We start from the raw sequence: 14,117 nt of genomic DNA, 5'->3' as shown, positions 1-14,117 counted from the left end.
GCGATCGGGTCGCGATGCAATGCGGACCCTGAGGCCGTGTGGCCAGGAGTATGGTGATGAAGTCGATTTCCGCCCGTCTGTTGACCAGCGTCGCGCTGGCCGCCGCGGTTCTGCCCGCCGGCGCATGCGTTCCGCTCAAGTCGCATCAGGGCTATGTGATCGACAACGATCTGGTCGCATCGGTGCAGCCGGGCGTCGATACGCGCCAGTCTGTGCTGTCGGTGCTGGGCAAGCCGAGCTTCGCCAGCCAGTTCAACCAGGGCGACTGGTATTACCTCTCGCGCGATTCGCGCAGCCTGGCGTTCAACAATCCCAAGGCCAAGGACCAGACGACGCTGCGCATCAGCTTCGATGCGAAGGGTGTCGTCACTGCCGTCACCAAGACCGGGACCGAGCAGATCGCCTCGATCGGCATGATGAAGAAGACGACGCCCACGCTCGGCCGCCACCGCAGCTTCTTCCAGGAGCTGTTCGGCAATATCGGCCAGGTCGGCGCGATCGGCGGTGCGCCGAGTGGCGGTGGCGGCGGCCGCGACCAGCCTTAAGGCCAATCGTCATTGCGCTCATGCGGGGCTGCGAAGCGCGATTCTCTGTGCTTCGGTGCTCACGTGCCTTAAGCACGCTGGCTCCGATGCTCGACAATCACCCTTCTCGCCTCCACCTGAACACAATGCCGATCGGCCGCACGTTTCGCCGACCCGCGTAGCTTGCTGCGCGATGAAGGCTCCATTCGCGATCGGTTCAGGCGCCGACGCCCAGTACGGGGCGTCGGTCGCGTTTTCCTGCGTGACCGTCCTTTGAAGAAAAGGAGCAAGATCATGCGTAAACTGATTGTCACCGCTCTGCTCGCCGCGAGCGTCCTTCCCGTCGCCGCGCAGGCGCAGTCGCCGGGCGAACTCCGCCGCGACCGCCAGGACATCCGCGAGGAGCGCCGCGATCTCGACCGCGCCTATCGCAGCGGCGACCGCGACCGGATCCGCGACGAGCGCGGCGACCTGCGCGATGCGCGGCAGGAATATCGCGAGGACGTGAACGACCGCAACCGCCAGTGGGCGCGCGACGACTGGCGCCGCTATCGCGACCGCGACGGATCGCTTTATGCGGCGGGCAACTGGCGCGCGCCGTTCCGCTACACTGCGTTCCGCACCGGCATCCGCATCGCGCCGGTCTATTGGGGCACGCGCTACGTCATCAATGATCCGTGGCGCTATCGCCTGCCGCCGGCGCGCTGGGGCCAGCGCTGGGTGCGGCATTATAACGACGTGATCCTGGTCGACACGCGCCGTGGCGTGGTGGTCGACGTGATCCGCGGTTTCTATCGTTAAAGTCTGACGAAGCCGAGTGCTGCGGCCGTTTCCGGTACTCCCGGGAACGGCCGCACGCATTGGGGGGGAGGGATGCGTGCGGCCGGTGCCGGGTGTACAACTGGGCACTGGTCCCGAAAGGGGGGAAGGGACCTGTGGCGCTGAACGCCCTTAGCGGGATTTGGTTCGATCGGGCCCCATTTTAGCGAATCGTGAAGAGCACCTGATCGACGACACGTCCGCCAAGATCGACGAGGCGCAGGCGGTGCTGGCCGGGCGGGGCGAGGATCTGCGGCTGCGAATCGGCCGCGCCGATGTCGGTCTTGTCGAGGAAGAGGCGGTGCGCGAGCGCCGAGCCCGAGACGCCGACCGCGAGCCGCTGCCGGTCGGGCGGGATGTCGGGATCGATCGCATAGACGCTGCCCGAGACCGGATTGGTGATGCGCGGGCGGCGTGATTCGGGCGGAGCGAAGGCGATCTGGCGCTGCGCGGTGCCTTTCAGGAAATACTCCGTCCTTGGCTGCTCGATGTGTTTCGCAAACTGGATCGATGCGGATTCGATACCGTCAGGGCGCGGCGGCGGGCCGTCCCCCTGGCCGTCGAGCGCCAGCATGACGTCGCGCCACACCGGCGCCGCGCCGCTGGTGCCCGAGACGGCGCGCATCGCATCGCCCTCGAGGTTCCCGACCCAGACGGCGACGGTGTAGCGGCGGGTGAAGCCGATGCACCAATTGTCGCGCATCGCCTTCGACGTGCCGGTCTTGACCGCCGCCCAGAACGGCAGGCGCAGCGCCGAATCGAGCCCGAAAGTGGCGGCGCGGGCGTTGGCGTCGGCGATCATGTCGGCGACGAGCCATGCCGCCTGCGGGGTGGTGACGGGGCGGGCGGGTTCGTGCGGATCCTTGTCGGTGAGGCGGACGGGCGACCATGCGCCGCCCTGCGCGAGGCTGCGATAGGCATCGGCCTGTTCGACCAGAGTGACCTCGGCCGAACCGAGCGCGAGCGAGAAGCCATAATATGCGCCGTCCTCGACAAGGCCGCGATAGCCCGAATCCCACAACCGGTCGCGGAAACGATCGGTGCCGACGAGCAGCAAGGTGCGCACCGCCGGCACGTTGAGCGACCCCGCCAGTGCGGAGCGCGCCGACACCGGGCCCTTGAAGCCGCGATCGTAATTCTGCGGCACGTAGAGGCCCGAGGCGGTGTCGAGCTGCACCGGCGAATCGTCGAGGATCGAGGCGGGCGTCAGGTATCCGCGCTCGATCGCCTGCGCGTAGAGGAAGGGTTTCAGCGTCGATCCGGCCTGACGATACGCATTGGCACCATCGACGGAAGGGGCGGTCGAGGCACCGCCGATGCCGCCGACATAGGCGAGCACGTCGCCGCTTTCATTGTCGAGTACCACGACCGCGCCGTCGCGCGCGCGGCTGCCGCCGAGGCCCTGCAACTGGCGTTTGAGCGCGCGGATCGCGACGATCTGGATGCGGCGATCAAGCGTGGTGGTGATGCGCAGGCCGGGCTTGGTGAGCAGCCGCCCGGCGAGGTGCGGCGCGAGACCGGGATCGAGCGCGAGGCTGCGCGCCGGGCCGAGCATGGCGGCGGCGAGGCCGTCGAAGCGTGCGCAATCCTTTTCGCGGGCAATCGCGCAGGCGCGGCGGGCGATGGCGGTCGCGCCCGCCTGCGGCTCGGGCAGGAGGGCGGCGAGCAGCAGCGCGTCGTCGCGGGCGAGCGCGTCGGGTGTCTTGCCGAACAGGCCGAGCGCGGCGGCGCCGATGCCCTGCGCCTCGCCGCGGAAGCCGGCGAGGTTCAGATACGCCTCGAGGATCTGGTCCTTGCTCCAGCCGCGCTCGATCGCCCAGGCCGCGCGCATCTGGCGGAGCTTGTCCCACAAATGGCGGCGGCCGGGCGCGGCGAGATCGGGCGCGAGGAAGCCGGCGAGCTGCATCGAGAGCGTGGAGCCGCCGCGCGCGCGGCCCCCTCGCGCCTTGTCGCGCGCGATGCCGAGCAGGGCGAGCCAGTCGACGCCGCCGTGCGCGTAGAAGCGCTGATCCTCGGCGGCGACGAGCGTAGTGCGGGCGGGCCCCGAGACCTTGTCGAGCGGTGTCCAGGCGAGGCGGCGCGCGGCGAAATCGACGCGGGCGGAATCGATGAGGATGCCGTTGCGATCGTAGAGCCAGGCCTCGGACGGGTGCCAGTCGGCGCGGACCTGCGCATACGGCGGCAGCGGCGGCGGGAGCGTCGCGTAATCGAGCGCGGCGAAAGCGAGGATGACGGCGACGCAGGCGGCAAGCGTGAGGCCGGTGCGCGTGAAGAGCGTGTTTATCCAACGTTCGGGCTGAGCCTGTCGAAGCCCTGTCCTTGCCTTCCGCAGAAGAAAAGAACAGCCCTTCGACAGGCTCAGGACGAACGGAGGAAGGGGCACTGCGCCATCATTTCTTCGTGCTGATCTGCGCGATGTCCACCGGGGCGATCGGCACCTGCGCGCGGATCTCGGGCGAGTACATCGCCTCGACGCGGCTTGGCGGCATCGAGAAATGGCCCGCGCCGTTGAGGCGGATCAGGTACGAGGCGGCGAATGTGCCGCGCGGCACCCAGTCGAAATAGGCGCGCCAGCTGTCATTGCGGCGCTCGACATAGGCGGCCGAGACACCCGCCTGCACGTCCCACAGCTTGCCGTCGGCATCGCGGAAGTTGAAGCGCGTGCCGTCTCCCGCCTGGCCCTGGCTCGCCAGCATCTCGGACTGGCCGCCGAGATTGCCGATGATCGTCGCGCCTGCCGGGATCGGATCGTTGATGACCACCCAGTTGCGTTCTGCGCTCGCCTCCACCGCGATGGTGATCTTGAGGACGTCGCCGCGCGTCAGCCTGCCGGGCACGCGCGCCTGCACGACATCGACCTTGCGCACCATGCGGTAGCCGTTGAACAGCGGCTTCAGCAGCGGCACGGCGGCCGAGACCGAGACGTTCGCCCACGGCCCCGCGCCGCCCGACTGGCGCATGACGAGCGGCGTCTGCGCGGGCGGCAGCGCGAAGCTGGCGACGCGCTGGTCGGGGCTGAGCGGCCATGGCTTGGTGATCGTCCGGCCGGCGAGCGTCAGGTCTGTCGCGCCGGTGATCGCCGTCGCCGGATAGATCGACGCGAACTTGCGCGCGGCGATCGTGCCCCAGGCGTTGGCGGTGGTCGTGTCCCAATGGCCCTTCAACTGGCGCAGCGAGACGCCGACCATCATCTTCGCCGCCTCGTCCTGCCAGCCGGGACGGCCGAGCGTGGCGATCACCGCCTTGATCGAAGCCTCGTCGGTGGAGGACATCAGCCACCAGATGCTGTTCGCCTTGTCCGACAGATCGAGCCGCGTGCCTTCATAGACGAGGCGCGTGCGCAGCTCGCCCTCGGCACTGGTGCGCAAGGCGGCGGCGTTGGCGAGGCCCGGCACCTTGTCGATCGCCAGCATGTAATCGGCGAGCGTGGCGGAGGGCATGTCCTTCGGCGTCATCTGCAACTGGCCGACCATCGCCGGGGTCGCCGCGCCTGCGCGGGCGAGGGCGGCGAAGGCGGCGATCTTCTGGAGGCGCGGATCGCCATAGGTCTCGTTGCGGAGACGCCCGTCGAGCACCGCCTTCATCGCCTCGATCATTTTCGTGCGCGGGGCGTCGGGGATCGGGAAGCCGGCCTCCGACGTCATCGACAGGACATAGGCGGTGAGCGCCTCTGATCCTTTCAGCGAGTCGGACGGCCAGTAGCGCAGCAGGCCGTCGGGCGCCTGATAGGCCGGGATGTCGCCCGCGAGCGAACTCCACTGCCCGCCGTCGCCGAGCGCGACCGCGCGCGACAGGCGCTGTTCGAAACAGGTGTAGGGATAGGCCGCCATGAAGCTGCGCACCCCGGCGAGCGGCGGCGCGAGCGTATCGGCGAGGCGGATGTCGACCGTGCCGCGACCCGCGAGCGCCCCCGCCGGGCGGTTGATCGGAATGCTGGTATTGTCGCCGACGCGCGCGAGCGTCGCCGCCCAGACTTCGACCGGCAGCGCGGGAATGACCTCCTGCCCGACGCTGATCTGGTCGGCGGCCTTGGCGTTCGCCGCCTTGACGGTGACGTGCCAGCGCAGGTTGGCGACGTTTTCGGGCGCGGTCAGATTCCACGCGATCGGCGACGCGCCGCCGGCCGGAATGGTGAGCGTGAGCGGATTGCCCTTGGCGACGCGCGGCGTGACGTCGACGGTCGCCGTCACCGTCATCGGCTTGTCGGAGCCGTTGCGGAGCGTGAAGGCCGCGGCGTAGAAATCGCCCGAACGGACCAGCGGCGGCATCGCGGCGTAGATCGACAGATCCTGCGCAGTGCGGACGTCGGCCATGCCGGTGCCGTAGAGTTGCGCGCCCTGCGTGGCGATGGCGACGAGCTTGAACGAGGAGAGCGCGTCCGACAGCGGCACCGCGACCTTCGCACGGCCGCTGCCGTCCAACTGGACATGGCCCTTCCACAGCAGCACCGGCTGGAAATTCTCGCGGTTGAGGCCGGAGGAATCCGCGCCGCCGCCGCCGCCCGCCTCGACCGCTTTCTTCCCGTAGTGGCGCTTGCCGACGACCTGCGTCTGCGCGGTCGAGGTGAGGACGGAGATCGGGCGTTCGCCCATCACCGCGGTCAGCACGTCCCAGCTGTCGTTGGGCGCGAGCTGGAGCAACGCCTGGTCGACGGCGGCGAAGGCGACGTCGGCCTCGCGCGCGGGCTTGCCGTCGGGGGTCTTCACCGCGATCTCGACCTGCGCCACGTCGCGCGCGGCATAGGCCTTCTTCGTGTCGCGGTCGGGCGTGACGGTGACGGCGAGCTTGTGCGCCTCCCACCCGACCTTAACCTTGGCGATGCCGAGCCGGTAGCTCGGCTTGGCGAGATCGACCAATGCGGTCGGCTCCTGCCCCTCGGGCGGCGCGCTGGAGAGGCCGAGCGAGCGGGCGATGCCGTCGACCCAGCTCCAGAAGCCGCTTTCGGTGCGGCCGCGCACGACCATCACCGATACGAACACGTCGGGCGCGTAGCTGCCCGGCATCGGCACCTCGACCACCGGATCGGTGCCCGAAATCTGCGTCACGAAGCTGGAGAGCACGCCCTCGCGCTCGACCGTGACGAGCGCGGTCGCCTGGCGGAAGGGCATGCGGACCTGGAAGCGGCCGGTCTCGCCCGCCGCGTAGCTCGGCTTTTCGGGAACGACGTCCATGCGGTCGCCATTGTCGCCGCCGAACCACCAATCGTCGTCGCCCGCCAGCCAGACCGAGGTGGTGGCGCGCGCCTCGTTGCCATTGGCGTCCTTGGTGGTGGCGACGGCATAGACCTCGCCCGACAGGCCGGGATCGACCTTGCAGGTGGCGAGGCCCTGCGCGTCGGTGGTGGCGCTGCAGGAAGCCGACAGTTTCGCCGTCGTCATCTGGTTGTCGTAGGCGTAGAAGCCGCCGATCAGCCGCCGCCGCGCGGTGAGGATCTTTCGCGAATAGAGGGCGACCGCGACCGACTGGTTGGCGATCGGCTTGCCCGAGGTGTCGAGCGCGACGAAGCGCAGGCGCAGGTCGTCCTGCTTCATCAGCCAGCCGTCGGTCTTGACGCCGAGCTGCACGTTGCTGGGGAAGACGGGGATGCGCTTGGAGGCGGTCAGCACCTGGCCGTTGGCGTCCTGATAATCCATCTCGACCAGCATGTCGGTCGCGCCGTCCAATGTCTGCGGCACGTCGATGGTCGATTTGGCGGTGCCGTCGGCCCGCAACGTGGCGGGCAAGGTCTGCGTGGGCGGGAGCGGGGTCTGCTCCTCCTCGCCGTCGCCGTTGAGGGGCTTGGTGCCCTCGACCACCTTGGCGCCGCCGAACGTATAGCCCTCATAGCCCTCGGGCGTGGTCGAGCGCGCGAAATAGCCGACGCGCAGATCGACCGGCAGATTGGCGGCACCCCCGCCGGAGAGATAGCCGACGAACAGATCGAGCGGCATCGTCGTCGGGCGGACGGCGGCGTCCTTCGGGCCGGTGACGGTCGCGCGCATCGTCGGGAGCTTGTATTCGTCGAGCTTGAACGACTGGCCCGAGCTGACCGTCGTGCCGTCCGCCTTGACGATGCTGACGTCGTAGTCGCCCATCGGCGCGCCTTGCGGCGCGGTCCAGGCGGATTCGCCGATGCCGTTCGCGTCGATCGTGACGGGCAGGTCGAAGCTCGTGTCGGAGCCGCGGTGCGAGAGGTGCAGCGTGCCCGTTACCGCCGGCGCCATGCCGAAGCCGGTGCCGACCGACGTCCGCAGGATATGCTTCATGTTGATCGTCTCGCCCTGAAGGACGAGTGCGCGGTCGAACACGGTGTGGAGCAGCTGGCCGGGCGCGGAATAGCCGTAGGGCAGGTCGAAATCGTACGGCTTGATGCCCTCACCCCAATCGGTGAGCGTGAAGCTGAAATCGTCGCCGAGCCGGGCCGAGACCATCAGCGGATGGCTGTCGCCCTCGCAACTGCCATAGGTTTCGGGGTCGGGCAGGCCCGCGGGCACCATGACGCCGCCGGTGCGGTCGGTCGCGCCGTGGACATATTGCTGGCCGGTGCAACTGTCGGAAATGCGCACCTCGGCATTGGCGACGGGCTTGCCGGTGTCGAGATAGGTCACCCAGGCGAGGCTGCGCTCGCGGCCCCATTTGAAATGCACCGCCATGTTGGTGACGAGCGCGGCCGAGGCGACGAAGCGCGGTTCCTTGCGGCCGAGCAAAGCCTGGCCGAGCACGGGGCTGGCCAGTTCGACGACGTAGAAGCCGGGCTTGGTGAGGGGGATGCCCATCACCTCGAAATCCTTGCCCTTGCCGGGCAGGCCGAGCTTGATCGGCGAGCCCTCGCCGGTCGGCATGATCGAGGTCGCGCCGGTGTCGTTGATCGTTACATCCTTGTCGCCCTGCTTGATCTCGTGGCTGGCGTAATCGCCCGCCTTGCCGACGGTGCGCAGCCACTGCGCGACCTGCCCGTCCGATCCCGCGACGCGCAAGGTCTGGCCGGGCATGGCGATATTATGGCCCTGCAGATCGGGCTCGACGTTGCGGACGGTGACGGGCAGCACGCCGCCCTGCTTCGCCTCGAGAATGCCGAAATTGGCGGCGAACTTGATGAGCGGCGGCGCCTCGTCGAAGCGCACTTCGAGCGGGAAGCGCTTGGCGTTCTGCAAGGTTCGGCCGCTCTCGTCCTTCAGCCCCGCCGGGATCGCCACCGTCGCCTTGGTGGCGGGCGGGAGAGGACTGGCGAAGGTGATGTCGCTGATCGTCGCCTTCTTCTCGTCGTCCTTGTCGAACTTCGGCGCGATCGTCTTGCCGTCCGCCGTGGTGATGGCGATCTGCTTCGCATCCGACATGGCGATCGGCGCGGTGAAGCGGACATAGGCCTTCTCGACCGGCGAGCAGCCCGCCTGCGCGTTGACGCGGCTGCATTCGAAGCGCGCGGAGAAGGGCTCGCGCACCTTGAAGTCGAACTTCTGGTCCGCGCCGGCGATCTTGCCGGCAGCCGAGGCGATGTTGGCGCCCCACATCAAGGCGACGTCACGGCCCGGCGGTAGCGGGCGGCGGCATTTCAGCGCGACGACCGCGCCATACGCCTTCTGCCGGTCGGCGGCGCTGTCGGGCACCTTGGCGGGAAGGCCGGCATTTTCGAGGAAGTTGCGGACGTTCCAGTCGCTCGTCCCCATGTCCGAGATCAGCTTCGCGAGGTCGACCGGGAGGATATCGACCGGGATCTTCTCGCCGATGCCATCGACCGCGCAGTAAGCGTTGGCGTTGATCGAGGCCGCGGTCGCGGGCAAATTGGCGGCGACGAGGAAGGTCTGGTCCTCCTCGATCGCGCCGTCATATTGCGCGGGCAGCACGGCGCGCGCGACCGGCCCGCCGGCATCGACCTTGAACGCGCGCTGGCCGGTGACCTCATAGCCCGAGACGCTCTTGAGCTTGTCGGCAAGCGTGAAGGTGCAGACGGTGCCGCCGGGCAATCCCTTCTCGAACTCATAAACATAGGTCTGCGGATCGACCCAGCGGCCGGTGCCCGCCATCGCGCAATCGACGGTGTAGGGCGATGTCGCGCGGGGATCGCCAAGCGCGACCATCGGCTGGCTGAAGCGCGTGGTGAAGCGCTCGATCGCACCGTCGCCGACGCCGGGGGTGGCGAGAACCACCTGCGGGGACGCATCGCCGAACGCCGCGACCGGGGCGATCGCCATCATCAGCAGCGCGATACGGCCCATCAGCTTCATCGAACGTCCTCTCCGTACGTCTTTCGTGCGACGCTACGGCGCGGCACCGGGACAAGTCCAGCGCCGAATCGCGGCAATCGTGACGCTTGATCGACTTCCACTGTTGCGGAATGAAGGCAGGCAGGCGAAGGATATTGCCGGGGGGACAAGCATCTGAACGTCGGGGAAATCGCCATTACCGCGATCGACGCGGTCACGCGTGAGACGATGCTGTTCGCGGCCGTCGGGTTTCTGATCGGCGGGCTCGACGATCTGCTGGTCGATGCCGTGTATCTGGCGGTCGCGGCGCGGCGGCGGTTCGGCAGCGCGCGCAGGCCTGCGACGATCGCCGGATATCCGGCGCGCGCCGTGCCGCGGCGGATCGCGGTGTTCGTCGCCGCCTGGGACGAATCGGCGGTGATCGGCCGGATGCTGCGCTCCACGCTCGAGCGGTTCGAACATGACGATTACCGCATCTATGTCGGCACGTATCCCAATGACCGCGAGACGATCGCGGCGGCGGCGGCGGTCGCGGAAAAGGACGACCGGGTGCGTGTCGTGATCGGCAGCGACAAGGGCCCGACGACCAAGGCGGATTGCCTCAACGCGATCTGGGGTGCGCTCGCCCGCGACGAGGCGACGCACGGCGGCCGCGCGGTCGCGGTGGTGATCCACGATGCCGAGGACGTGGTTCACCGTCACGAATTGCGCGTGTTCGATGCGCTGATCGACACGCACCCGACCGTGCAATTGCCGGTGGTGCCGCTGATCGAGCGCAAGAAAGACCTCAAGGCGGCGCTGGTCTCGGGCCACTATGCCGATGAATTCGCCGACAGCCACGGCAAGCAGATGGTCGTGCGCCATGCGATCGGCGCGGGCCTGCCGCTGGCGGGCGTCGGTTGCGCGATCGCGCGCGATGCGCTCGAGGCGTTGTCGGGCGCGCGCAACGGGCGGCCGTTCGACGCGGGCAGCCTGACCGAGGATTACGAGCTCGGCCTGCTGGTCGGGCAGGGGACGTTCGCGCGGGTGCGCGAGTCCGAGGACGGGCCGCTGATCGCGGTCCATGCCTATTTCCCCGATACGATCGAAGCGGCGGTGAAGCAGAAGGCGCGCTGGATGACGGGCATCGCGCTCGCGGGGTGGGACCGCGTGGGCTGGAGCCACATCGCCGACTGGCGCGAGCATTGGATGCGGATGCGCGACCGCCGCGCGCCGACCGCGGTGCTGGTGCTCGCCGCCGCCTATGTCGCGCTGGTGGCCTGGGGCCTGTCGGAAGTGGCGCACATATTGAGCGGAACGCCCGCCCCCGGGCTGGCCGCGAGCGTAAGCCTGCTGCTGACGGTCAATCTCGGGCTGCTGCTCTGGCGGCTCGCGTCGCGTGCGCTGTTTACGGGAATGGCCTATGGGCCGGTCGAGGCGGTGCTGTCGCTGCCGCGCGCGCTTGCCGGCAATCTCATCGCCTTGCTGGCGGCGCGGCGGGCGGTGTGGCGCTATGTCGCGATGCTGCGCGGGGCACCGCTGCGCTGGGACAAGACGACGCACGCCTTCCCCGATGACCGCACGCTTGCCGAAGAGGGTCTCGCCGGATGACGAGGCCGGAAAGGAGGGGCCGGGGGCGTCCCTTGCGGTTTCTGGGCGGGCTGGCGATCGGCTGGGTGAGCCTGCGCGTCCTGATGCTGTGGCCGGGCGCGGAGCCGGTGCGGCGGATCGTGCATGAGGCCGCGCCGATCCTGGCCTTGCGCGACGATACGGGCGCGCGGGTGGAGACGTTCCTGCCGCCGGAGCCGTTGCAGCCGCGCGTGCGCTATTCGATCTGGCCGCAGTCGGACTATGCGCCGCCCCCGGCACTGGCGCGCCTGCCCTATGCGCCGCAGCACGCGGGCCCGATCAGGGCGGGCGATCCAGGGCGGACCGCGCTCGCCTTGCTGGCCTTCGTGCGCTTCGGCCCGCCTGAGGACGAGGCTGCGCTACCGCCGCCGCTGGTGCCGGGCGTGCCGCAGCCTGCGCCGCCCGGCGCGGCGCGCAACCCGTCGCGGCTGTCGGGCAGCTTTTGGCTGGTCGCGCGCGACGGATCGGGGGCGAGCAACGGCGTGATCGGCGGGCAGCTCGGCGGGTCGCAGGCGGGGCTGCGACTGGCCTATGCGTTGACGGACAATCGCCGCGTCGCGATCGCGGGGCGCGTCACCAGCCCGCTCGGGCCGGGGCTGAAGGAAGCGGCGATCGGCGTCGAATGGCAGCCGACGCGGCTGCCGGTGCGGATCGTCGCGGAACAGCGCTTCGCCCTCAACGGCGGCAAGAGCGGCCCGGCGATCGGCGTGGTCGGCGGCTTCGGGCCGCTGCCGGTGGCGCAGGGCTTCCGGCTCGAAGGATACGGCCAGGCGGGCGCGATCCACCGCGGCGATACCCAGGGCTATGTCGATGGCGCACTGCGGCTGTCGCGCGAGATCGTGAAACTGGGCCCGGTGCCGGTCGCGCTCGGCGCGGGGCTGTGGGGCGGGGCGCAGCGCGGGGCCGAGCGGCTCGATATCGGGCCGTCGGTCAGCGCGGCGATCCCGATCGTGGGCAGGACGGCGCGGCTGTCGCTCGACTGGCGGCAGCGCGTCGCGGGCAATGCCGCGCCGAACTCCGGCGTGGCGCTGACGCTCGGGACCGATTTCTGAGAGTCTTTGTTGGTTGCGGTGCCGGCCCGCTCCCCTACCCGGCCGCCCACTCAGGATATTCTATGGGCGGCCGGGTGGGGGAGCGGGCCGGCACCGCGAAACTATGAAAGCGCGGCTTTCCGCTCGCGCTGCAACAGGGTAACGCTTTCGGGCAATGGACATCTACCTGCCCATCGCGAACCTCTCGGTGAATGCGCTGGTGATCGTGCTGCTCGGCGGCGGGGTCGGGCTGCTGTCAGGGATGTTCGGGGTCGGCGGCGGGTTCCTGACGACGCCGCTGCTGATCGTCTACGGCATCCCCCCGACCGTCGCCGCCGCCTCCGCCGCCAGCCAGGTGACGGGCGCAAGCGTTTCGGGCGTGTTCGCGCATTTCCGGCGCGACGGGGTCGACGTGAAGATGGGCGGCGTGCTGGTCGCGGGCGGACTGATCGGCAGCCTTGCGGGCGGGCAGATCTTCCGGCTGCTGCAGGCCAGCGGGCAGATCGATACGGTGATCGCGATCGTCTACGTCCTGCTGCTCGGCTCGATCGGGTCGATGATGGCGAAGGAAGCGATCGGCGCGATCCGCGCGAGCCGGGGCGGCACGCCACCGCGCGCGCGCAAACGGCGGCATCATCCGCTGGTCGCGGCACTCCCCTTGCGGACGCGCTTCTACCGCTCGGGCCTCTATATCTCGCCGCTGGCACCGCTGCTGCTGGGCTTCTTCGTCGGCATATTGACGATCCTGCTCGGGGTCGGCGGCGGGTTCATCCTCGTGCCGGCGATGCTCTATCTGCTCGGCATGACGACGCAAGTGGTGGTCGGCACCTCGCTGTTCCAGACCTTGTTCGTGACGGCGATGGCGACGATGGTGCATGCGACGACGACCAAGGCGGTCGATATCGTGCTCGCCGCGCTGCTGCTGCTCGGATCGGTGGCAGGGGCGCAGATCGGCGCGCGCTTCGCGGCGAAGGTGAAGCCCGAATATCTGCGTCTGGCGCTGGCGGTGATCGTGCTGCTGCTGGCGATATGGATCGCGATCGGCCTGGGCTGGCGGCCGAGCGAGATCTATTCGGTCGAACTGTCGTCGTGAGAAAAGCGGTCCTCGCGCTGCTCGCGGCCCCGTTGCTTACGGGCGCGGAGGCGAAGCCGGTGCTGGTGCCCGACGTGTCGGAGCGCGACATCCGCATCGTCTATTCCTTCACCGGCGCGGACCTGCTGCTGTTCGGCGCGATCCTCTACCCCGGCGGCAAGCTGCCCGATGCCGACAAGCCGACCGATATCGTCGTGGTGGTAAAGGGCCCGACACAATCGATCCTGGTGCGCGAGAAGGAAAAGCTCGGCGGGCTGATCTGGGTCAACGCCGCGCGGCTGCGCTATCGGTCCGCGCCGAGCTTCTACGCGGTCGCCTCGTCGCGGCCGATCGAGAAGATCCTCGATGATCGCGCGCAGGCGATCTACGAACTCGGGCTCGACAGTCTGCAGCTCTCGCCCGCGTCGAGCGCACCGGCCGAGCAGCAGGACCGGTTCGAGCGCGGGCTGGTCGATCTCAAGAAACGCTCTGGGCTGTACGTAGAGCAGCCGGGCGCGGTCGAGATCACCGACAACGTGCTGTACCGCGCGAAGCTGACGATCCCGGCGCGCGTGCCGGTCGGGCGCTTTACCGCGGAGACGTTCCTGGTGCGCGACGGCCATGTGCTGGCGGCGGCGACGCGCGATATCGAGATCCGCAAGGCCGGGTTCGAGCGTTTCGTGGCAAGGTCGGCCGAGAAGTGGAGCCTCGCCTACGGGCTGGTCGCGGTCGCGCTGTCGGTATTGTTCGGCTGGAGCGCAGGAGTCATCGCGCGGCGTTTTTGATTCAGTGAGGCGGTGCCGGCCCGCTCCCCCACCCCGCCTCCCACAGCGTATCCTGAAATGGGAGGCGGGGTGGGGAAGCGGGCCGGCACCGCCAT

8 protein-coding genes are annotated in these 14,117 nt (G+C 69.2%); 6 read left to right on the top strand and 2 right to left on the bottom strand.

The window, feature by feature from the left end; genetic code table 11:
- Window positions 1-56: 56 nt before the first annotated feature.
- Window positions 57-545, top strand: a complete 489-nt coding sequence (locus Q5H94_RS03345) for an outer membrane protein assembly factor BamE (RefSeq protein WP_304559815.1) — start codon at window positions 57-59, stop codon at window positions 543-545.
- A 273-nt stretch (window positions 546-818) separates the two neighbouring features.
- Complete coding sequence (locus Q5H94_RS03340) at window positions 819-1,325, top strand: RcnB family protein (RefSeq protein ID WP_304559814.1); 507 nt, start codon at window positions 819-821, stop codon at window positions 1,323-1,325.
- 181 nt (window positions 1,326-1,506) lie between these two features.
- On the opposite strand, the gene pbpC is transcribed toward Q5H94_RS03340, so the two are convergent.
- Window positions 1,507-3,627, bottom strand: coding sequence for a penicillin-binding protein 1C (gene pbpC / locus Q5H94_RS03335; RefSeq protein WP_431312138.1), 2,121 nt, complete (start codon window positions 3,625-3,627; stop codon window positions 1,507-1,509).
- Window positions 3,628-3,733: 106 nt separating this feature from the next.
- Complete coding sequence (locus Q5H94_RS03330) at window positions 3,734-9,547, bottom strand: alpha-2-macroglobulin family protein (protein WP_304559813.1); 5,814 nt, start codon at window positions 9,545-9,547, stop codon at window positions 3,734-3,736.
- A 153-nt stretch (window positions 9,548-9,700) separates the two neighbouring features.
- Between Q5H94_RS03330 and Q5H94_RS03325 the strand changes: the two genes are divergently transcribed.
- From Q5H94_RS03325 to Q5H94_RS03310, 4 genes are all read left to right on the top strand, one after another.
- Window positions 9,701-11,116 (top strand): glycosyl transferase family protein, encoded by a 1,416-nt coding sequence (locus Q5H94_RS03325; RefSeq protein WP_304560147.1) that lies wholly within the window; start codon window positions 9,701-9,703, stop codon window positions 11,114-11,116.
- A gap of 32 nt (window positions 11,117-11,148) precedes the next feature.
- Window positions 11,149-12,186: a hypothetical protein gene (locus Q5H94_RS03320; protein WP_304559812.1), complete on the top strand. Its 1,038-nt coding sequence runs from the start codon at window positions 11,149-11,151 to the stop codon at window positions 12,184-12,186.
- 154 nt (window positions 12,187-12,340) lie between these two features.
- Window positions 12,341-13,258 carry a sulfite exporter TauE/SafE family protein gene (locus Q5H94_RS03315; RefSeq protein ID WP_304559811.1) on the top strand — a complete coding sequence of 306 codons (918 nt, stop codon included), beginning with the start codon at window positions 12,341-12,343 and terminating at the stop codon, window positions 13,256-13,258.
- Window positions 13,255-14,022, top strand: coding sequence for a TIGR02186 family protein (locus tag Q5H94_RS03310; protein WP_304559810.1), 768 nt, complete (start codon window positions 13,255-13,257; stop codon window positions 14,020-14,022). Before Q5H94_RS03315 ends, Q5H94_RS03310 begins: the two co-directional genes overlap by 4 nt.
- Window positions 14,023-14,117: the final 95 nt, after the last annotated feature.

This window comes from Sphingomonas immobilis (assembly GCF_030580995.1).
GTDB lineage: Bacteria > Pseudomonadota > Alphaproteobacteria > Sphingomonadales > Sphingomonadaceae > Sphingomonas > Sphingomonas immobilis.
This window is presented reverse-complemented; position numbering and strand designations above follow the sequence as displayed.

Excerpts from the sequence above, each read along its gene's own strand:
- Q5H94_RS03345 (WP_304559815.1), top strand. The coding sequence starts at position 57 with ATGAAGTCGATTTCCGCCCGTCTGTTGACCAGCGTCGCGCTGGCCGCC.
- Q5H94_RS03340 (WP_304559814.1), top strand. The coding sequence starts at position 819 with ATGCGTAAACTGATTGTCACCGCTCTGCTCGCCGCGAGCGTCCTTCCC.
- Q5H94_RS03330 (WP_304559813.1), bottom strand. The coding sequence starts at position 9,547 with ATGAAGCTGATGGGCCGTATCGCGCTGCTGATGATGGCGATCGCCCCG.
- Q5H94_RS03315 (WP_304559811.1), top strand. The coding sequence starts at position 12,341 with ATGGACATCTACCTGCCCATCGCGAACCTCTCGGTGAATGCGCTGGTG.